The following is a 21480-nucleotide window of genomic DNA, read 5'->3' on the forward strand; positions in this document are numbered from 1 at the left end:
TTGACATCGCATTTGCCCCGACCCCTTTGCTTTTTACGTCTATATCCCTTAGGGAAGCCACAATCTGGCTAACCTTTTTCATTGGGTAATTCTTTAGGGCAACGTCATATTCTTTCATAAAAAAAGGATTAACGCCTATAACGGCAGCGACATTCTTAGGGTTCCTGTCTTTTAGTCCATGGTATTTGAGCAATTGTATAAAGAAACCGAAAACCAAACTCGTGGTAACCACCATTGGATTTTCTTTTGGGTTATTGGCGAAATTCTCAGCAATAGTATACGCTTTGAGTTGGTTGCGCTCCCCTATCGCCTTTCTTAATTCGAACACATTGAAATCCTTGCTGAACCCTATGTTTTCCTCGATGTCTTTTGCTGTGATTACACTTCCTTTGGGCAAGACAATTTGCAGTTTCTCGAGTTCATTGTTTATTTTTCCCAAATTGTTGCCTAAAAATTCGACCAACATAGCGTTGGCTTTAGGCTCGATGGTATATTTTTTACCCGCCAATATGCGTTTTATCCAGTCTCCAACCTGATTTTCGTACAGTTTTTTACTTTCGTAAACAAGCCCCGACTTTGCCAATAATTTGGTCGTTTTTTTTCGTTTGTCCAGCGTTTTGTATTTATAGCAAATGACCAAAACGGTAGTCAGCATCGGATTTTCGGCATAACTCTCGAGTTTGTCGATGGTGCGACTGAGATCTTGGGCCTCTTTGACGATCACCACCTGCCGTTCCGCCATCATAGGGTACCGTTTGGCCGTCGAAACTATGTCTTCAACTGACACATCCCTACCATATAATACGGTCTGGTTGAACCCTTTTTCTTCCTCAGAAAGCACGTTTTTCTCAATATAATCAGATATGATGTCGATGTAATAGGCTTCTTCTCCCATCAAGAAGTAAATCGGCTTGATGTTTCCGCCTTTTATGTTATTTAAAATCTTTATAACCTCGTCCATATTTTTGGTTTAAAGCCTAAAGTTTAAAGTTTGTCGCAACTTGTTAAACTTTAAACTAAATAACTATTTTTGCTTCATGCAAAAACTAAATTTTTATTCTTATTCTTTTCGATTCAAAAATAGCGAAAATAAAGTGGCTATTTTTGATGAAATCAGGAAAAAATTTATCGTTCTAACACCGGAAGAATGGGTTCGCCAGCATGTCGTACGGTTTTTATTAGAAGAAAAAAACTACCCGAAATCTCATATAAACGTTGAAAAGGTTCTAAAAGTCAACGGATTGCGCAAAAGATATGATGTGGTGGTTTATAATCCTGACGGTTCCATTTATATCCTGATTGAATGTAAGGCTCCTGAAATAAAAATTGCACAAGCCGCATTTGACCAGATCGCACGTTACAACATGACCCTGGATGCTCAATTTTTGATGGTGACCAATGGCTTGGATCATTATTTTTGCCAAATGGATTTTGAAAATGAAAAATATCAGTTTCTTGCGGAACTTCCAAATTACACTACTTAAATAAACAAAATGAAAATAGCAGTCGTTATCCTCAATTGGAATGGAGTTACTTTATTGGAGCAGTTTTTGCCTTCCATTCTGCAGTTTTCGCATGAAGCGACCGTCTACCTTGCCGACAATGCCTCCACGGATGATTCCATTTCGTTTGTGATGGCTAATTTTCCAACGGTGGAAATTGTAAGAAACGACAATAACTTCGGTTTTGCGCACGGATACAATGAGGCCCTGAAGCACATTGATGCCGAAATCTACGCTTTAGTCAATTCAGATATCGAGGTAACCGAAAATTGGCTGCTACCCATCATCGAAACTTTCGAAAAAGAACCTGAAACAGCCATCATCCAACCTAAAATATTGGACTTCAAAAATAAAGACTACTTTGAATATGCCGGAGCTGCAGGCGGCTTCATCGATAAATACGGTTATCCATATTGCCGCGGACGTATTTTTGACACAATAGAAAAAGACGAAGGCCAGTATGATGATGACCGGGAGATATTCTGGGCATCGGGTGCTTGCTTTTTTATACGCAGTTCCTTTTATAAGGAATTGAACGGTTTTGACGATGATTTTTTTGCCCATCAGGAAGAGATCGATTTGTGCTGGCGTGCTTTCAATCAAGGATACAAAATAAAATACAACCATAAATCGGTGGTCTATCATGTGGGAGGCGCAACCTTACAGCAAGGCAATCCAAAGAAAACCTTCTTGAATTTCAGAAATTCATTGTTAATGTTAACCAAAAATTTACCAAAGGAAACGTTATATTCCGTTCTGCTACAGCGCATGCTGTTAGACGGAATCGCGGGAATTCAATTTATTTTTCAAGGAAATTTTATTCATTTCATTGCTGTTTTGAAAGCACACGCTTCTTTTTATGGTTTGTTTTCAAACACTTACAAAAAAAGAGGGGGATTTCAACTGAAAAAATACTATAATACCAAAAGTATCGTTTGCAGCTACTACATTAATGGTGGCAAGGTATTTGTTAAGTGATTTTAACAATAAATTATACCAAATATCTAATCATTAAAAACTAACTTTGCATTGAACCTAACAAAAAAATCTATGAAAAAAATTGTAATTGCATTATCGGTTTTAGCACTTTTAACCTCTTGTGTTTCCAAAAAGAAATACACTGATTTAGAAGCCAGAAACAAGGAGACACAAGATTTACTGAATACTTGTACAGTAAAATTAAACTCATGTTTAGAAGAGAAAGCAGGCCTTACCGCTGCGGTAGAAGGTTTAAAAGAGCATAACCAGACTCTTATCAACACTTCCAAAGACATGACTATCTTGACTTCCAAAGGTGCCGATAATATAGAAAAAGCATTAGAATCAATCAAAGAGAAAGATTTGAAAATTACTAGAATGCAAGATGCATTAACTAAAAAAGACAGTGTTACACTTGCTTTAGTAACTAGTTTAAAAAGTTCAGTAGGATTTAATGATCCGGATATTGAAATTAATGTTGAAAAAGGAGTTGTATTTATCTCAATCGCTGATAAGTTGTTATTCAAAACAGGAAGCTACGTTGTTTCTGACAAAGCAAAAGGTGTTTTAGCTAAAGTGGCTAAAGTGGTTAACGACAAGCCTGATTTTGAATGTATGGTTGAAGGACATACTGATAGCGTTCCTTACATTGGAAACGGTGTTTTACTTGACAACTGGGATTTAAGTGTGAAACGTTCTACTTCTATCATTAGAGTATTGACAAATGAATTGAAAGTGAATCCGGCGCAATTGATAGCTGCGGGAAGAAGTTCTTACATTCCTTTAGTTGCGAATGATTCTGCTGAAAACAGAGCTCGTAACAGAAGAACTCGTATTGTTGTATTGCCTAAAATCGATCAATTCTACGATATGATTGAAAAAGAAATGAAAAAACAAAAACAATAGTTTTTAACTTCATTTTGATATAAATAAAAACGTCTCGATATTCGAGACGTTTTTTTTGTTTTATATTGAATACTAAGCACTTTCTAAAGAATGTCCAGACTTCCTTTACCTTCTCTTATTACTTCAGGTTCGTCTCCCGATAAATCAATAATGGTTGAACCCACATTATCGCCGTAACCGCCATCTATAACCATATCAACAAGGTTCTGCCATTTCTCGAAAATCAACTCCGGATCAGTTGTATATTCTATTACATCATCGTCATCGTGGATCGAGGTCGAAACGATTGGGTTTCCTAATTGTCGTACAATCTCTAATGCAATGGAATTATCCGGTACACGTATTCCCACTGTTGTTTTTTTCTTGAATTCCTTAGGCAAACTGTTATTTCCCGGCAAAATAAAAGTGTAAGGCCCCGGCAAGGCTCTTTTCAATATTTTAAAAGTGGCGGTATCAATTTGCTTAACGTAATCGGATATGTTGCTCAAATCATGGCAAACAAACGAAAAATTGGCCTTATCGAGCTTTATTCCCTTTATTTTGGCAATACGTTCCAAAGCCTTTGTATTTGTGATGTCGCATCCCAATCCGTAAACTGTATCAGTTGGGTAAATAACCAAACCGCCGTCTTTCAGCACCTTTACCACTTTGGCAATAGCAGCCTCACTGGGCTTGTCAGGATATATTTTAATAAATTGAGCCATATTTTTTAGTTTAAAGTTTCAGGTTTAAAATTTCAGGTTTTGTAGTTTTGCAACAACTTAAAACCTTAAACTTTAAACTTTTTTTACCCGATAATATCCAACTTTGCAAAACGCAACAATAATTTCTTGATTCCGCCAACTTCAAATTTGATTTCAGCTTTCTTATCCGCGCCTCCTCCTTCCAGGTTCAGCACCTGTCCTTTACCGAAGCGTTCATGCATCACTACATTTCCGGCTACCAGTTGATTATCAAATAAATTAGCATTTCCCGAAGAAGATTTCTCCGATATAGGCTTCAATTTCCGCACATTTATATCCGATTTTGGCTCACCATTAACGCTATGTTTTGGTGGCGTGCCATTGGCCGGTTTTGCCAGACGCAATTTTGATTTATCGACATCGCCAAAAATGTCGCTGTCAATCATCGGTTTGTAGCGGTAATTATTTTCTGCGGGCGTAAGATATTCCAGATATTGCGGGTCAATCTCCTCAATAAAACGGGAAGGTTCGCTATCGGTCAATTTACCCCAGCGGTAACGGGATTGCGCATACGTCAAATAAGCCTGATGCTCCGCACGCGTCAAAGCAACATAAAACAGTCGTCGCTCTTCCTCCAATTCGCTTCTCGTACTCATGCTCATCGCGGAAGGAAACAAATCCTCTTCCATACCCACCACGAAAACATGAGGAAATTCCAGCCCTTTGGCCAAGTGGATCGTCATCAAAGCCACGCGGTCTTCATCGCTGGTGTCTTTGTCTAAGTCCGTTGCCAATGCCACATCTTCCATAAATTCTGATAAGGCGCCTCGCGCTCCGTCAATTTCTTTTTGGCCTTCGGTAAAATCCTTGATACCGTTTAACAACTCTTCTATGTTTTGAACTTTGGCCATTCCCTCGGGAGTGGCATCTTTCTTAAGTTCCTGTACCAAGCCCGTTTTCTTGGAAACGTGATCCGTTATATAAAAAGCATCCTGGTTTTCGTTTATCACCTGAAAACTCTGGATCATGGTAACAAAATCAAGGAGCTTTTGTTTGGTTCCAGAATTCAATTTCAAGTCAATTTTGTCAATATTTTGCATTACCTCAAAGATAGAACGCTTGTAATGATTGGCGGCAACCAATAATTTTTCGATAGTGGTATTACCAATACCCCGAGCAGGGTAATTAATAACTCGCATCAATGCTTCCTCATCTTTTGGATTGATAACCAATCGCAAATAACACAGTACATCCTTGATTTCTTTCCTTTGATAAAAGGACAAGCCTCCGTAAATTCGATACGGAATGTCACGCTTCCTCAGCGCGTCCTCCATCGAGCGCGATTGCGCGTTGGTGCGGTATAGAATCGCAAATTGACCATTGTTCATTTGGTTTTGCATCTTTTGTTCGAAAATGGTACTGGCAACAAAACGTCCCTCTTCGGCATCGGTCATGCTGCGGTGCACTTTTATCTTTGGACCGAAATCATTGGCAGTCCAGACAATTTTGTCCAGTTTGGTTTTGTTTTTGTCGATAATGGTGTTGGCCGCTTCGACGATATTTTTTGTCGAGCGATAATTTTGCTCGAGTCTAAATGTTTTCACGCCCTCATAATCCTTTTGGAAATTCAGGATGTTATTGATATTGGCGCCACGGAAGGCATAGATACTTTGCGCATCATCCCCCACCACGCATATATTCTGGAACTTATCGGATAAGGCCCTAACAATCAAATATTGTGAGTGATTGGTATCCTGGTACTCATCCACCAAAATATAACGAAAACGGTTTTGGTATTTCGCCAACACCTCCGGAAAACGGGTCAACAATTCATTGGTTTTAAGCAACAAATCGTCAAAATCCATCGCGCCCGACTTGAAACATCTTTCTACATATTTCTGGTACAGTTCACCCATACGAGGCTTTTTGGACATGGCATCCGCTTCCTGCAAATCAGGATCGTTAAAATAGGCTTTTACGGTAATCAGACTATTTTTAAAATTCGAAATTCTGCTCAATACCTGCTTGGGCTTATAGACATCCCTGTCCAACTGCATTTCCTTGATGATTCCAGAAATAGCGCGAAGGGAATCCTGAGAATCATAAATGGTGAAATTTGAGGGATAGCCCAAAAGAGACGCTTCGGAACGCAGAATTCTGGCAAAAACCGAGTGAAAAGTTCCCATCCATAGGTTTTTGGCTTCACTGGAACCCACAATGTCCGAAATACGCTTTTTCATTTCACGCGCTGCCTTATTGGTAAAGGTTAGTGATAAAATGTTGAACGCGTCCACTCCCTGGTGCATCAAATAGGCAATTCGTATAGTCAACACACGTGTTTTTCCTGAACCGGCACCAGCTATAATAATCATTGGCCCGTCTTTCTGTAATACGGGTTCGCGTTGTGCTTCGTTAAGTTGGGCAATGTATTTCTGCATGGGAATTTTCTATTTATGCAAAAATAAGAATTTAAGAGTTAATAAAGTTCGATGTGATAAAAGTTTTAAAAACGCACTTTTAGGAAAAAAGTCAGGAAATGGTAATACTTTTCAAATAAAATCATTTGTTCCAAAAAACATCATAGGCAAACCGAAGCAAGGTCCCCACCACGACAACCAAAAAGAAAATCCGAATAAAATTATTCCCCTTCGAAATGGCCAATTTTGCCCCAACAAACCCGCCAATGGCATTGCAAACCGCCATGGGAACCGCTATTGCCCATATAATCTTTCCTTTTAAAACAAATAGGCATATCGACCCAAAATTAGTCGCCAGATTCACCATTTTGGCATTTGCGGAAGCGTGCAAGAAGTCAAAGCCCATCAAGGCGATGAAAGCGACGACCAAGAAACTTCCAGTGCCAGGACCAATAAAACCGTCATAAAAACCAACAATGAAACTGATACCGATAGCGTTGAAAATTTGGGTTCTTTCAGAAATGTTTTTCTCGACATGCTGTCCAAAATTTTTCTTGGCGTAGGTATATATCGCCAAAAGCGAAAGGATAAAAAGCAATAAGGGTTTCATGAAATCGTTGCTCATATAGGTCAACAAAGTCGAGCCCAAAAAAGCGGAAGGCAAAGCCAAGACCATCATAATTAGCAATAGCTTCCAATTCATGGTTACCTTTTTGAGGTATTGATAGGCAGCAAAGGAGGTTCCGCTGAAGGCGGGGATTTTCAAAGTACCGATAACGGTCGAAACAGGCAGATTAGGCAGTAAAATAAGCCCGGCCGGCGTTTGGATCAGTCCGCCGCCGCCCACGATGGCATCAATAAATCCGGCCCCGAAAGCCGCTACGCAAAGCAAAATAATGATATAAGACTCCATTGACTGTTCGAAAAAAATTAAAACCGATAAACTCAAAAATGAACCACATTCCCCAATATAATTCGTAAAAATACCATTCCATTTATTTATTACAATACAATCGAAGTGGATTTCTCATCAAAAAGCATATTTTTGCTACTCAAAATTTATATCGCAATGGATTCAACCACTATAACAGAAATAATCGCCTATACGCTTCCTTCACTAATAACTGGAGCTGTCGCTTATTTACTATTCAATTCCCATTTTAAAGACCAACAAAACACGAGACGATGGTTGCTTCAAAAAGACAATCAGGCAGCAACTTTACCGCTGCGATTACAGGCATACGAAAGAATGGCTTTATTCATGGAACGCATCAATCCTTCTCAATTGTTGGTTAGAATCACACCTCTTTCCGAGGACAAAAACGAATACCGAAATTTTGTAATCGCCCAGATCGAGCAGGAGTTTGAGCATAATATGACACAACAGATCTACATCTCAGATGAATGCTGGTCCATTATTGTAACGGCCAAAAATGCGACCATACAAATGGTTCGTTTGGCGGCAAAAAATGAAAAAGTGACCGATGCCAATAGCCTGCGGGAAGTTATTATCAGTGATTTATTGGAAAAACCATCTCCGAGCAGCGCAGCACTTGCCTTTATAAAAAACGAAGTAGGCCAATTGTGGTAGACCGTTATTCTTTCAACAGCCGATCCAATTGAAACTGCTCCTTTTCATTCAAATCAGGTAAAATGTGCTCAAAGGAAGTTCTCATTTCGGAATTTTTCAATAGAACCCGAATGTTGTCTCTTCCAAATTTAGAAAACTGCCACATATGATGCGTTGTGGCTCCGACCAGATTTCGCAAAACCGTATCGTTTACTAACTGAAAAGCGATGAGTTTCGTCAAGGCGTTTTGTCTTGTGATAGCCTCGTAATTGATGGACGAATAATTGATCAATTCCTCAATTAAAGCGCCATTGTTTGTTGAATAATCTGGCGTCGACAAGGCCAATGACAGCCATAACGTCCTTAGATTATAATCGTTGAAGCCAATCCAATTTTTGGATTCTTCTAGATATTTAACCCTAAATTCGGGAAAATTGTTCCACAAATTATACAGGGCCGTTTCTTGTGTTTGATATGACTTATCGTTCAACAGCGTCTCGTATTCTTCCCTGAAATCTTCTGGAATATCAGCTAATGAGCCAGCCACTTCCTGCCGCACTTGTACATCATTTGTCGCCAAGGCAAAATGCAACAATTGTTTCTTGGCTGCAAAATTTTCGTTTTTTAGTTGGTCAATAATAGCCTCTTTAACCGTAAAATAAGCATCCGCTTGCATTACTTTTTCGAAGAAAACGTCCTTTTCAGCCAACGGTTTTTTCTTCAATTTCTCCACCTCAAACAACAACCGAATCATTTTGTTTTTAACCAGTAAGGCGCTGGCTGTTTGGTCGTTAAATTCCGTTGACTCAAGCCACGCTTTACTGAATTTGTCCAAGTCGTAATCCGACACCTTCTTGATTTCATCAAAGAAGTTTTCTGTTGTCACGTTTTGAAACGCATACTTTTTCAAATAACTGCGTACCGCTTTTTTAAATGCCGTATCCCCTAATGCGTCATGCAATACAAATAGCGCCCAAGCCCCTTTTTGATAAAAGCTCAACGAACTGGCTTTGGCATTCAAAACCGGAATCGAATCAGTTCTCGAAGCGTATTTTATCTGTTGTGCCGATTGGTATAATTTTGAATAAAAATAATCATCACCGTAAATTTCGCGTTCCGCCAACAAGGCGTAATAAGTAGCGAAACCTTCCTGCAGCCAATGGTGTTTCCCGCTCTCTGCGGTGATTAAGTTGCCAAACCATTGGTGGGCTAATTCGTGCGCATTGACATTAGTGTAATTGCGATCCTCAAAGCCCGTCGAATCCACGATATACCTGCTGGCAAATAGCGTTGCCGAAGTGTTTTCCATTCCCGCGTACAAGAAATCCCGAACCGGAATTTGTTTGTATACTTCCCAAGGGTACTTCACTCCTATTTCTTTTTCCAAAAAATCAAATATTTGTGACGAATAACGGTAGGTGGGTTCAAATTTGACGGCGTCTTTGTTTTCCAAATACAGTTCCAACGGGGTTCCACACTTTGATTTTTGCACGTGTATGTCATATTTTCCGATGGCAACCATCAGCAAATAAGAACTCATTGGTTTTTCCATTTCATATTTCCAATAAGCGACCTCATCAGCTACCACTTTTTGTTTCAATACTCCATTTGAAACTACATCATATTTAGCATCGTAAACAACTTCCATGTTGAAAATCACTTTTTCGTTAACGTCATCAAAACTCGGAAACCAGTTGCTGGTGTATTTCCCTTGCCCCTGCGTCCAGATTTGCAAATTGTCTTTTTCTTCTGAGCCCACGAAATACATCGTTTGTTTAGGTTTCGCCATGTAATTGAAGCTGACATTGTTTTTTCCTTTTTTGAAAGGATAAATTAATAAAAGCTGTTTGCCATCCGTGCTGAAATGCAACTCTTTTTGATTTAGTTCCACTTCAGAAAACTCCATGTTTTGCGCATCAATTTTAATGGTGTCGATCGGTTTTAATACTTCAAACCAATAACTAACGGAACCTGAAACTGATTTTTCGGCAGCATTAATTGTTATTCGGCCATTACCCGATTTGAAATCTACTGATTGAGTTTGTTGTGCGATCGCAAATGAGGAAATAAATAATAAAAAGTATTTCATTCTTAAAAATATAAGGTGTCAATTTTTCAAAGTTACAAAGGTTTCGTAAACAAACTGAACATATTTTGTAAGTTTGCCTCGAGAAAAAACAACACAATTACATTGAAAAAGAAAGCCTTATTTAACTGGAGCAGCGGAAAAGATTCTGCTTTAGCGCTATATAAAATTTTACAAGATCCCGAGTTTGAAATCAGCTGTTTGCTTACTAGTGTCAACCAACAGTTTCAACGCGTCTCGATGCACGGCGTTAGAATAGAATTGCTTCAGCAACAAGCAAAATGCATCGGGCTGCCGCTGGAGATTATGCAAATCCCCGAAATGCCCACGATGGAAGTCTACGAGGAAGTCATGAATAAAACGTTGGGCAAACTCAAAGAGCAGGGAGTAACACATTCCGTTTTCGGCGACATCTTCCTGGAAGATTTGCGTAAGTACCGCGAAGACAAACTGGCCAAAATAGGCTTTGAGGGCGTTTTTCCGCTATGGAAAGTGCCAACATTGGATTTGATACAAGAATTCATCGCTCTTGGCTTTAAAACGATCGTAGTGTGCGTAAACGAGCGGTATCTCGACAAAAGCTTTGTGGGTCGGGTGATTGATCAGGATTTCATCAATGATTTGCCTGAAAACGTGGATGTATGCGGCGAAAACGGGGAGTTTCATACCTTTACCTATGACGGCCCAATCTTCTCCAAACCGATTGATTTTGAAATTGGAGAAATCGTATACCGAAAATACGAAAGACACGAAAAAGAAGATTCATCAGATACAGCTTGTGACACCAGCGCCTCCGATGCGTTTGATTATGGGTTTTGGTACTGTGACTTAATTAACACATAATAAACAAAAAGCTCCGAAACGATAATTTCGGAGCTTTTTTTATATTCTAAAAATAAAACATTAATCTAAATTGGGCAATAAAAAAGCATCTAAAACACTTTTTTCTTTCATCAGCGCTTCAATTTCCGATGATTTTCTCGGTGCTTCTGCAGATAAATTTACCGGGCCGTTTGCCGTAATCAAAATGTCATCTTCGATACGCACGGCAATTCCCCACCATTTTTCATCGCAATCGCTTCCTTTAGGAATATAAATTCCCGGTTCTATCGTGATGACCATATTAGCTTCTATCAAATTGTATAAACCTGGATCATGAACGTCCAATCCTATATGGTGCCCCAACCCATGTGGGAAAAATTTTGCGGCTTCCTCATCAGAATCAGCAATTCCCAATTTTATTAAACCGTCATAGATTACTTTACGAGCAATTACATCAGTGGATTTAAAAGTTCTTCCAATTTTTGCTGCTTCTATTCCGGCTTCTTGTGCTTGATAAACCAAATCATATATCAATTTTTGCTCTGGGGAAAATTTACCGTTTGCAGGAATGGTGCGAGTCACATCGGCAGTATAACCGTGGTATTCCGCGCCTAAATCCATCAAAACCAATTCGTTATCCACTGTCGTTTTACTATTTTCGATATAATGCAATACGCAACCGTTGTTCCCGGCCCCAACGATGGAAGGATAGCCTTCAAACTCGCTGCCGTACTTTTTATAGACAAACTCATGAACGCCCTGAATTTCGGTTTCTGACATTCCGGGATGCATCGCTTTCATGATTTCGCGTTGTCCCATGGCCGAGATGCGAACCGCTTTGGTAAGCAGCACCATTTCTTCCTTGGTCTTTTTCTCCCGCAAACTGGCCATATAAGTGTTAATGGATTTGGTGTCCAGAATCGATTTCTTGGTGGTGAGGTTTTTTTTAAGATTCAACTCCTTTTGTATTTTTGAATCCATTTGTGGCGTTTCCTTTTGGTCGTATCCAATTTGCGTTTTAAAAGCGGCTACCAATTTGAACAAATCGGCGCCATCACGCTTTGAATTTCTATAATCATCATTGAAATTCTTGAAATGCACGGCAGAAAAACTGGAGTAATCAATGCCCGAGTTCAAAAAGTCTTTCCCGTTTAAGGCGACCTCAAAACCCAAATCCTTTTTGGCTCCTTCTATACCCAAACGCATTCCGGTCCATTGCTCCGCTTGCGGATTTTTCTCTTGGACATATAATATTTCGTTGTAGGTCTTCCCCTCTTTATTCGTTTGGTTGTTTGAAAAAACAACTAAAACTGAATTGGGCTCTTTATATCCCGTTAGGTAATAAAAGTCGGGATCCTGATGGTATACATAATCTACATCATTGGCACGGTTGCGAACGGGATTCCCAAAAAACACCGCCACGCTATTATTGGGCATTTTGTTGCGGAGCGCATCCCTTCTTTCCTTATGGAATTGGGAAGACAAATAATCTGTGGGTGCTCCGGTTTGTGCTATTGCAAATGAAGCAAATAATAGGCTGATAATAAAGGAAAGTTTTAAAGACATATTTTTTACTTTTAGATTAACATGAAAGAGTCATTATGAATATTGCCGTTTAAGGGCTCTTAGTTCGATTTTTTATATTCCAGTCCGGGACCGTCACAGTTTTTCCACGTACTTGACAATGTAGCGTTAGGAAGAATATGAAGTTCTTCCTTGTTGTTACCGTAGCAACCACCTATAATTTCACTATCAGTCTTGTAGCTCAACTCAAAAAAAGATTCGTCTTGCAGCCTCGAAATCGTATAGCTGCCCGATATTTCTGTTTTAATACCGTTCCTGGTTCTGGATTTGATGAAACTGCCATCAGGATTGAAGGAGTAATATTCTTGCCATTCCATTGCAGTCCCCATGGTTTCGGAGTCTGCAATCCTTCCAGACATTTTATACAATTCCCATTTGCCTTGATAATCCGTTGAAATTGATTCTAAGTTGTCACTGGAACAAGAACAAAAAAGCACCAGCAAAGCACAAAGGACATTTGATTTTTTCATTTTTTTAGCGTTTAGATTTACTAAAAGACCCTATTTCGTGGCAAATCTTGCCGCCATTCAATTCATTTATCGCTCCTCGTACATTTTCAGCAACTGCGTCACCGTATTCCAGTTCCTGATCGTTGCGGTGAGATTCAGTTTTTTCTCAATGTATTTCTGGTCCAGTCTCGTTTTCCCGGCTCCCACAGCATACTTTATAAAAATCCTGTTTCCGTCTATTTGGGCTTCATCAGGTTTGAACTGGCTAATCTTCAAATCATTCATGTTTTCAGAGCGCAACTCTTTCGAAACGAAGGCAACATATATTTTTTTTATGTCCAATTCTTTTTCTTTCAAAAAAGGGTTGTTCGTAAAACATTTTTGTAAGTCAACTATACCCAAAATGATTGTAGGCACATCATGGCCAAAGACTTTAAAAATTTCCTGCTTGATTATAAACCCCACTTTGGCGGCATTTTCTTCCTCGGTATCCACGAAAACATTTCCTGACTGAATATAGGTTTCCACGTTTGTGAATCCAATTTTCTCCAAGGTCGTTTTCAATAGGTCCATTTTCATCATGTTGTGTCCGGAAACATTGATGCCACGAAGGAGTGCGAGATGAGTTGTCATTTTTTTAAGCTTTTATTAATTATTCCAAAGGTATTGCGTTTGTGGTATAATTTACAATTTTATTAAATTTGAAAATAAAGTTATGGATCTCAAGTTTAAAAATCGAATTCGTTAACTTCAGCCAACTGGGAATCCCTTTTATTTCAATTACAAAACCTGACACGCTTTCTTTCTATTCATACATTTCAGGGCTTATAGTATACTCCGTTACAAAAACTCCATTTTTATCCGTGTAACTGTAATTCAAAGTAACTTTATTATCCCTGAAATATTTCATTTGCGGGCTGCTTTTCGCATTTTCTAAAAGTCCCGGAAAAACATATTTCTTTACCGTGTCAATTTCTATTTCTGCTTTTGTCACTTCGACTAAGGTATAATTATATTGTAAGGTGCTATTTGGCAATGGAACAGCATTTTTTAAAGTGGTATACTGATCAACATTCATTGGGCAATTTTTGTTCAATTCGTTTGCAATCTGCACAAGTTGCCTATCTATTGATGGTTTGAAAAAAGATTGCGTAATAAAAAACATGGCAATGAAAGCAACTATGAAACCTAAAGCTGCTTTCCAGTTCCATTTTTTCACTGGTTTGCTTATTTTTTTCTGTTCAATTTCAATTTCTATATTATGATTTTCAACAATTGGCAATTTGTAGCCACAAATGGAACAATACTTTGAACTCATTTCATTTTCTGCCTCACAATTTGAACATACGTTTTTCATAAATTTATTTTTTTGTTTTTTTTTACTGTGTTTTTTTAAAGCCCATAATTTTCAATTTTATAGAATATCATCGTTTTGTTTTTAATTGTCTAAATCTGTTTTTTGCTTTTGCAAAAATGTAAAAAATTAGAATATTGATTGAAAAATAAGCTCTTTAAATTTTGCGCCTTTTTTTTATTTGTTTGAAAGCTACTTCAATCTGTATTTCAAAGAAATAGCTACCACCTATTGATTAGACAATCCTAAATTCCTTTGTTAGAAAATCGAATAAATTTCAATACACAAAATCACATTTCGATTAAAATTTTATGTGGAGGTAAAACAAAGTCTTCATCTTTTTCTTTAGTTTCCAAAATAGTAATAGCTTCCATTCTTGCAATAAAAGTAATAAAGGAATAATCAACTCTAAGAAATACCGATTTCATAATATCAGTAATTTTATTTTTATTAAAAGCGGTAAAATTTTGAAAATATTCTGGACTTACTTTTAAATCATTTGCAAAATAATAGTCTTGTTGTCCTATAGTGTCCCTAACACTTAATTTATCACAGACATGTCCCAAGATAATATCGGCGTTTTTAATAATTTCATACTCAAACTTCGTGTTTTTTATTTTTGATCCGACTATATAAAATAAAGTATCTGATTCTATTTCGCTCTTAAAGTACAATCTATTTTCTTCAGGGTCATAAAGTTGAAAAGCCATATATTCAGAGTTCGTAATTTGTTTGTAAAATCCTTTCTTGCTTATAAATATAGATGTATCTCCCAGTAATTTTATAATTTCAGGAGAATCAATAAGCGCTTTACTATCCTTTTGATAATATGATAATTTATATTCAATTCTACCTTCAAAATCCTGACCGTAAACGGAAATTGAGATCAAAAAAATAAATAGAATAGTTGTTTTATTCATATTAATGGTTCTTGTGAAGTGAGTTTTAAATTTAATATTTTATTGTTTATATTTCTCAATAATTTCTTTTATAACTTCAGATGTTAGCTCATATCCTCTTAATATTGGATAACCTTCCCAACGTATAATTCCATCAGGATCTATTAAAATACAATGTGGAATAGCAGATATCTCTAGAAAATTATACATTTTTCTATTGGTATCAATTGCGCTATAATACTCAATTTTAGGATTAATAAGTTTATTTACTTCCTCTTTTGTTTCATCGCTAATACCTATTACTACTAGATCATTTTCAAATTCTGTTTTAAACTTGTTTAATTCTGGAATTGCTCTTTTACATGGGCCACACCAAGTCGCCCAAAAATCTATTAATACAAATTTTCCTTTTGTATTAGGCTTATCAGAAAGCCATTCTTCAACGGTGATTTTTGGTGCTTTTTGATTAATAATTGATTTCGCCCACATTTTTTTTTCTTGCGAGAAAGCATTTAAAACAAACAAAAATGCTAAGAGTAATAGTGTTTTTTTCATTCAATATTGTTTTTATAATTTTCTTGTTTTTTTACAAATCCTTTTTCCTCCAAATCATTCATCACTTTTTCACCTATTTGCATTCCCCAAGTTTTACCAACTTCCATGGATTCTTTTACTATAATTGGCATGGTTTTAATGATTTTTTTTCCAATTTCTGATTGATAAAATGCTGTTAATTGTTGGATTTCTTCATCTGAATAGTACTTATCATATATAGGTATTATTAAACTTATTATAGCATCTGCATCCATTTCTTTCATGCAATTATCCCAATATTCCTCAGGAACGTTGGGAAATGATGTTTTAAAACTAGAAATTATATTTTGTGCTACTTGTGTACCAATTCTCCCAGAACCTGTTAACTCTAATAATTGTTTTATATTTTCGTTTTTTAATGACGATTGCGAAAACCCATAGCTGAAAATCAAGCAAAACCCAAGTATTATTGAAAATTTATTCATTTTATAAATTAAAAATTAAACTCAAATATACTTCTTTTTCTTACATAACTTTCAAACAATCTCGTTTCCAAATTGCCAAACAAAAAACTATCTTCGCTTCATCAAAATAAAAATCCGTTTTAATCTGCGTTTTTGCTTTTGCAAATCCGTGTCATCCTTGTCCAATAAATCATAATGAACAACCCACTGCTTACTCCCATTGAATACTTGAAAGGCGTTGGTCCCAGTCGGGGCGAATTGCTGCGCAAGGAATTGGGGATACATAAGTACAAGGACTTGATCAATTTTTACCCCAACCGTTATATTGACCGTACCCGTTATTACAAAATCAACGAGTTGCAAAATAATGTGGCCGAGGTTCAGATTATCGGCAAGATCATCAATGTCAAAACGGTGGAGTTCGGTAAAGGTAGAAAACGCCTGGTCGCCACATTTGTCGATGATACGGGACAGATGGAACTGGTTTGGTTTCAGGGACACAAGTGGATTCGTGAATCCTTAAAAATAAACGAAGTCAGCGTGATTTTCGGGAAATGCACTTCCTTTAACGGAACCTACAACATGTCGCATCCTGAAATCGAGTTGCTGAGCGAACACGAACAGAGTTTGCGTTCCGCCATGCAACCCGTTTATCCTTCTACTGAAACCCTGACCAACCGAGGGATTTCAAATCGGGTGGTCAACAAAATGATGCAGCAGCTGTTCCTGGAAACGCAAAACTTGTTTACCGAAACCCTGCCCGATTACCTGATTGCCGAATTGCAGCTGATTCCGAAAAAAGCTGCTCTTTTCAACATCCATTTTCCCAAAAGTGCGGAGGCCTTGGCTAAAGCCAAATTCCGTTTGGTTTTTGAGGAATTGTTCTTTATCCAGTTGCAGCTGATCACTAAAAACCTCGTTCAGAAACACAAGATAAAAGGTCATCCTTTCACGAAAGTGGGCGAAAATTTCAATGAATTTTACCAAAACCACTTGCCTTTTGAACTCACTGGCGCACAAAAAAGGGTTATAAAAGAAATACGGACAGACATGGGCACCAATGCCCAAATGAACCGATTGCTTCAGGGCGATGTGGGTTCGGGAAAAACCATCGTGGCTTTTATGAGCATGTTACTCGCGATCGATAATGGCTTTCAGGCCTGTCTTATGGCGCCCACGGAAATCCTGGCAAACCAGCACTTTATCGGATTGTCAGAACTCGCTAATGAGCTGAACATAAACATCAAACTACTGACTGGCTCAAGTAAAACTGCAGCACGAAGAATCATACATGAAGAACTGGAGGACGGAAGCTTGCAAATCCTTATCGGAACACATGCCCTGCTGGAAGACAAGGTGAAATTCAATAATTTGGGACTGGCGGTCATTGACGAGCAACACCGTTTTGGTGTCGAGCAACGTTCCAAACTGTGGAAAAAGAACACGATTCCGCCGCACGTTCTGGTGATGACGGCAACGCCCATTCCAAGAACACTGGCGATGAGCTTGTATGGCGATCTCGACATCTCAGTGATTGACGAATTGCCTCCGGGGAGAAAACCCATCCAAACCGTGCATCGTTTTGACTCCAACCGACTTAAAGTTTGGAAATTCCTTCGGGACGAGATTGCCATCGGGCGGCAGATTTACATTGTCTATCCGTTGATCCAGGAATCGGAGAAAATGGATTTCAAAGATTTAATGGACGGTTACGAGAGCATTTCTCGTGATTTCCCGTTGCCTCAATATTCCATTTCCATACTGCACGGAAAGATGAAACCCGCGGATAAAGACGCGGAGATGAAACGCTTTTCGGAAGGTAAAACCAACATTATGGTCGCAACTACGGTTATTGAAGTAGGCGTTAATGTACCTAATGCCTCGGTGATGATTATAGAAAGTGCGGAACGCTTTGGGCTTTCGCAACTCCACCAATTGCGCGGCCGTGTGGGTCGTGGCGCCGACCAGAGTTATTGCATCCTGATGACGAGCCACAAATTGAGCTCTGACAGTAAAACAAGGATGGAAACCATGGTGGGCACGAATGACGGTTTTGAAATCGCTGAAGTCGACCTCAAACTTCGTGGTCCCGGAAACCTGATGGGAACCCAACAAAGCGGCGTGCTGAACCTCCAGATTGCAGATATCGTGCGCGACAGGGACATTTTGGCCTTAGCCAGAAACCATGCCCTAAAAATACTGAAAGAGGATGCACCTCTCCAGAAACCCGAACACGCTACCCTAAGAGCGGTGTACATCGAATTGACCAAGAAGAAAAACATCTGGAATTACATCAGTTAAACCTACCGCAATCCCCATTCCTCTTACTGTTTTAATACCTCTCCCTGACTGGCACAGCTAAAATAACAGCGCGCTTGCGGAATATGCCTTTTTTAGACCGCTGTAATACAAATACACCATCTATTTTGTTAAATTAAAGGTGAATGCACAACTAACGGTCTAAAAACAAGCATTTAAACGTTAAAATTTTAACTTAATCGTTTATATTACTAATCCTACATGAAGATTGAAAAATAATATTAATATTTGCTATAAATCAATGCGAATAATCTTGTAATTAACTAAAAATCACTCCAAATGAAGAAAATTATTTTAACCCTTGCGATTGCTATATCGGTGGTAAGTTGCAGCAATGAACCACTGGATGTTAATGCTGAAGCTAACTCAGCTAGGAAGCTAACGGCAACAAAAACTTCAGTTACTCCAGTTGTTATTCCGAGTTCCGGTTATGTTTTAAATCCTTATCTAAATTGTGACGACAATTGCATTGCAAAGGACAGTCAAATTTATTTTGAAAAAACTGACGAACAGATCGTTACATGGGGAGCAGACAAGTCAAAAACAATATACATCAAATATTTCAATACCAAAACCCACTTTGTGTTGCAAGTATTAAGCACAGAGGGTTTTTCTGATCTTGTGATAGATGACGTTGAGACAGAAATTAAAGCGGAACCGTATACATGGGGAACCTACTCTTATCCTCTAGCAGATGGTTGGCAAGCTTGTGATGCAGTTAATTTAAAACTACAGGTTTCAGGAAATGGCCCACAGGGCGTTTTTGACGTAAATTACAATCTGGTAGGCTTGTGCACTGACCTATGTGACAACACCTTTACAGGAAAAGCGATTTCTTGCGGAACTTCTCGCGAAGCGGAATACACTTTTACCTCAAAAGAAGCAATATCTGATTTGAAAATTCAGGGCGGTCTTACCAACTTCACTGGTGCAGATGCAGTGGTTACAGTAGTTGGTGGAAATTTTACCGCCAGTCAAAAAACTCCTGGAGGAAGTTCAAATCGAGTTGTTACTGTCGAAGGTAGCGTTGAAGCCTGCGAAACCATAACAATCAACATTATATGGAATTCATCTAATTCAGGAGATGTGATTACTGGTGGCTGGTCAGCGAAAGGAACCGGTGTGGCTGTGGATGAGATTGAAGGTTTAATTTGCAATTAGCAAGAATATATCCGCAAAATAAAAAGAGAGCAAATGCTCTCTTTTTTTATGGACACAATTTCCGCTTATTATAAATCGCTAAAAAATGCATTTTATGTTTTCCAATACGACGGATTTTTTTTTGCTTTCATTTTAAACCTTTATCCACTTTTAAGGTCCAACCATCTGTTTCCAGTTAGGACGTTTACAATCGTCAAGTGTCTACGATGTTATTCAAATCTGGGGGAACAGAGTGTTAAAAGCCTTTAATAGGGAAGGATAAGGCTTTAGTCCATGTTGTTCGAAAATATTTGTATGTACAAACGTTAAATAAAAATTAACGTCTTGCGTATTCCGAATTCTAAAACCTAAATTTGTTTTTTTAACATAAAATTATAGATACTTAATCCTACTTTACCCCATAACCATGAAAACGAAACACTTTATATACACTTTACTGATTGTCGGTTTCGGCGCTTTTATCACGTACCGAATTGTTGAAAACAAGGGCGATTCAAATGCCGGTAAAGATAAAAATGGAAAGCCTAAAGCGATGCGCTTGTCAGGAATTGTGGTACAACCGCAAACCTTTGACAACAATTTATCGCTTTCTGGTTCAATTGAGGCCAATGAGCAAGTGGAAATTCGCTCAGAAGTATCCGGAATAGTGGAAAGCATTAATTTTCAAGAGGGAAGTAACGTCAGCAAGGGACAATTGCTCTTTAAGGTTAACGACAGCGAGTTAAGGGCGCAGTTGAGTCAAGCAAATACTAAAGAAAGTTTAGCATCCGAGAACGAAAGAAGAGCAAGACTTTTGTTGCAAAAAGAAGCTATCAGCCAAGAGGAGTATGATATGGCAAGAGCCGAACACGCTTCTACCCGTGCCCAAAGTCAATTGATCAAGGCCCAAATTGCAAAAACGGCGGTAAGGGCCCCATTTTCAGGAAGAATCGGTTTGCGCGCCATTTCAAAGGGAACGTATATCACACCGGCAGTTTTAGTGGCGAATTTGGTGAACATCGGAAAACTAAAAATTACTTTTTCCATACCTGAGAAGTACGCAACTCAAGTTAAAAAAAACACTACAATACGTTTTACGGTAGCGGGATCAACTGATACATATACCGCCACAGTCTATGCCATTGAACCAACCATAGAAATCACGACAAGGACATTACAAGTTCGCGCAATTGCTGATAATAAAGACGGTAAATTATTGCCGGGAACTTTTGCAAATGTGGAATTACCTTTAGATGTGATTAAAGATGCCATAGTTGTTCCTAGTCAAGCTGTAATTCCAATACAAAACGGTAAAAAAGTTTTTATTTCCGATATGGGTAAAGCTAAAGAAATCATGGTGGAAACTGCAACGAGAACGGATGCCTCCTTATTGATTTTATCTGGATTGAAAGCTGGTGATACCGTAATCACGACTGGCGTTATGTCCTTAAAAAATGATGTACCCGTGAAGGTGACAGTTAAATAAATTCCAGATCAGATTCATAATAGCAATAGAAAATCAAAATTTTAAATGAGTTTATCTACATTAAGTATTAGAAGACCCGTAATGACCATTGTTATGAACTTAACAATTGTTTTGTTCGGGATTATAGGATATACCTACCTGGGTGTTCGGGAATTTCCTTCCATTGATCCAGCACAGGTTTCCATTCGGACAAATTACACTGGTGCCAATTCAGACATTATCGAATCCCAAATAACGGAACCGCTAGAAAAAGCGATCAATTCCATTGACGGAATTAGGAACATTAC

General features: G+C 38.3%; 21 protein-coding genes. 9 read left to right on the top strand and 12 right to left on the bottom strand.

What is annotated here, in order from left to right; all coding sequences use genetic code 11:
* Positions 1-961, bottom strand: a 961-nt coding sequence (holA, locus tag VIH09_RS03560) for a DNA polymerase III subunit delta (RefSeq protein ID WP_331577955.1), incomplete at its 3' end; no start/stop codon positions are given.
* Positions 962-1037: 76 nt separating this feature from the next.
* On the opposite strand from holA, the gene VIH09_RS03565 reads away from it, so the two are divergent.
* From VIH09_RS03565 to VIH09_RS03575, 3 genes are all read left to right on the top strand, one after another.
* Entirely contained in the window at positions 1038-1484 is a 447-nt protein-coding gene (locus VIH09_RS03565) for a type I restriction enzyme HsdR N-terminal domain-containing protein (RefSeq protein WP_331577957.1), read from the top strand.
* Positions 1485-1493: 9 nt separating this feature from the next.
* Positions 1494-2480 carry a glycosyltransferase family 2 protein gene (locus VIH09_RS03570; RefSeq protein WP_331577959.1) on the top strand — a complete coding sequence of 329 codons (987 nt, stop codon included), beginning with the start codon at positions 1494-1496 and terminating at the stop codon, positions 2478-2480.
* Positions 2481-2552: 72 nt separating this feature from the next.
* A complete protein-coding gene (locus VIH09_RS03575) occupies positions 2553-3386 on the top strand; it encodes an OmpA/MotB family protein (RefSeq protein ID WP_331577961.1) in 834 nt (277 codons plus the stop codon).
* Between the two features lie 83 nt (positions 3387-3469).
* Here the strand turns inward: VIH09_RS03575 and VIH09_RS03580 are convergent, their stop codons facing one another.
* The 3 genes from VIH09_RS03580 to VIH09_RS03590 all read right to left on the bottom strand — a co-directional run bounded on the left by VIH09_RS03580 (position 3470) and on the right by VIH09_RS03590 (position 7399).
* A complete protein-coding gene (locus tag VIH09_RS03580; protein WP_331577963.1) occupies positions 3470-4090 on the bottom strand; it encodes an L-threonylcarbamoyladenylate synthase in 621 nt (206 codons plus the stop codon).
* An 83-nt stretch (positions 4091-4173) separates the two neighbouring features.
* Positions 4174-6507 carry an ATP-dependent helicase gene (locus VIH09_RS03585; RefSeq protein ID WP_331577965.1) on the bottom strand — a complete coding sequence of 778 codons (2334 nt, stop codon included), beginning with the start codon at positions 6505-6507 and terminating at the stop codon, positions 4174-4176.
* Between the two features lie 121 nt (positions 6508-6628).
* Complete coding sequence (locus VIH09_RS03590) at positions 6629-7399, bottom strand: sulfite exporter TauE/SafE family protein (RefSeq protein WP_331577967.1); 771 nt, start codon at positions 7397-7399, stop codon at positions 6629-6631.
* A gap of 156 nt (positions 7400-7555) precedes the next feature.
* On the opposite strand from VIH09_RS03590, the gene VIH09_RS03595 reads away from it, so the two are divergent.
* On the top strand, positions 7556-8077 hold the full coding sequence (locus VIH09_RS03595) for a hypothetical protein (protein ID WP_331577969.1): 522 nt from the start codon (positions 7556-7558) through the stop codon (positions 8075-8077).
* A gap of 4 nt (positions 8078-8081) precedes the next feature.
* On the opposite strand, the gene VIH09_RS03600 is transcribed toward VIH09_RS03595, so the two are convergent.
* Positions 8082-10145, bottom strand: coding sequence for a M1 family metallopeptidase (locus VIH09_RS03600; protein ID WP_331577971.1), 2064 nt, complete (start codon positions 10143-10145; stop codon positions 8082-8084).
* Positions 10146-10247: 102 nt separating this feature from the next.
* Here VIH09_RS03600 and VIH09_RS03605 point away from each other — a divergent pair, with 102 nt between their 5' ends.
* Complete coding sequence (locus VIH09_RS03605) at positions 10248-10985, top strand: diphthine--ammonia ligase (RefSeq protein WP_331577973.1); 738 nt, start codon at positions 10248-10250, stop codon at positions 10983-10985.
* A 60-nt stretch (positions 10986-11045) separates the two neighbouring features.
* Here the strand turns inward: VIH09_RS03605 and VIH09_RS03610 are convergent, their stop codons facing one another.
* From VIH09_RS03610 to VIH09_RS03640, 7 genes are all read right to left on the bottom strand, one after another.
* On the bottom strand, positions 11046-12530 hold the full coding sequence (locus VIH09_RS03610) for an aminopeptidase P N-terminal domain-containing protein (protein WP_331577975.1): 1485 nt from the start codon (positions 12528-12530) through the stop codon (positions 11046-11048).
* Between the two features lie 59 nt (positions 12531-12589).
* Positions 12590-13018, bottom strand: a complete 429-nt coding sequence (locus VIH09_RS03615) for a hypothetical protein (RefSeq protein WP_331577977.1) — start codon at positions 13016-13018, stop codon at positions 12590-12592.
* A 66-nt stretch (positions 13019-13084) separates the two neighbouring features.
* Positions 13085-13630, bottom strand: coding sequence for a DUF1697 domain-containing protein (locus VIH09_RS03620; protein WP_331577979.1), 546 nt, complete (start codon positions 13628-13630; stop codon positions 13085-13087).
* A 172-nt stretch (positions 13631-13802) separates the two neighbouring features.
* On the bottom strand, positions 13803-14354 hold the full coding sequence (locus tag VIH09_RS03625; RefSeq protein WP_331577981.1) for a zinc ribbon domain-containing protein: 552 nt from the start codon (positions 14352-14354) through the stop codon (positions 13803-13805).
* Positions 14355-14641: 287 nt separating this feature from the next.
* A complete protein-coding gene (locus VIH09_RS03630; protein ID WP_331577983.1) occupies positions 14642-15271 on the bottom strand; it encodes a hypothetical protein in 630 nt (209 codons plus the stop codon).
* A gap of 39 nt (positions 15272-15310) precedes the next feature.
* Positions 15311-15805: a TlpA disulfide reductase family protein gene (locus tag VIH09_RS03635; RefSeq protein WP_331577985.1), complete on the bottom strand. Its 495-nt coding sequence runs from the start codon at positions 15803-15805 to the stop codon at positions 15311-15313.
* Positions 15802-16269 (bottom strand): DUF2059 domain-containing protein, encoded by a 468-nt coding sequence (locus VIH09_RS03640; RefSeq protein WP_331577987.1) that lies wholly within the window; start codon positions 16267-16269, stop codon positions 15802-15804. Before VIH09_RS03640 ends, VIH09_RS03635 begins: the two co-directional genes overlap by 4 nt.
* A gap of 174 nt (positions 16270-16443) precedes the next feature.
* Here VIH09_RS03640 and recG point away from each other — a divergent pair, with 174 nt between their 5' ends.
* The 4 genes from recG to VIH09_RS03660 form a co-directional block, all read left to right on the top strand.
* On the top strand, positions 16444-18549 hold the full coding sequence (gene recG / locus VIH09_RS03645; protein WP_331577989.1) for an ATP-dependent DNA helicase RecG: 2106 nt from the start codon (positions 16444-16446) through the stop codon (positions 18547-18549).
* Between the two features lie 297 nt (positions 18550-18846).
* Entirely contained in the window at positions 18847-19728 is an 882-nt protein-coding gene (locus VIH09_RS03650) for a hypothetical protein (RefSeq protein WP_331577991.1), read from the top strand.
* A gap of 406 nt (positions 19729-20134) precedes the next feature.
* Entirely contained in the window at positions 20135-21193 is a 1059-nt protein-coding gene (locus VIH09_RS03655; RefSeq protein ID WP_331577993.1) for an efflux RND transporter periplasmic adaptor subunit, read from the top strand.
* A gap of 45 nt (positions 21194-21238) precedes the next feature.
* On the top strand, positions 21239-21480 hold a 242-nt coding region (locus VIH09_RS03660), incomplete at its 3' end, for an efflux RND transporter permease subunit (RefSeq protein ID WP_331577995.1).

The sequence above is a fragment of the Flavobacterium sp. genome (assembly GCF_036515215.1).
Taxonomy (GTDB): domain Bacteria; phylum Bacteroidota; class Bacteroidia; order Flavobacteriales; family Flavobacteriaceae; genus Flavobacterium.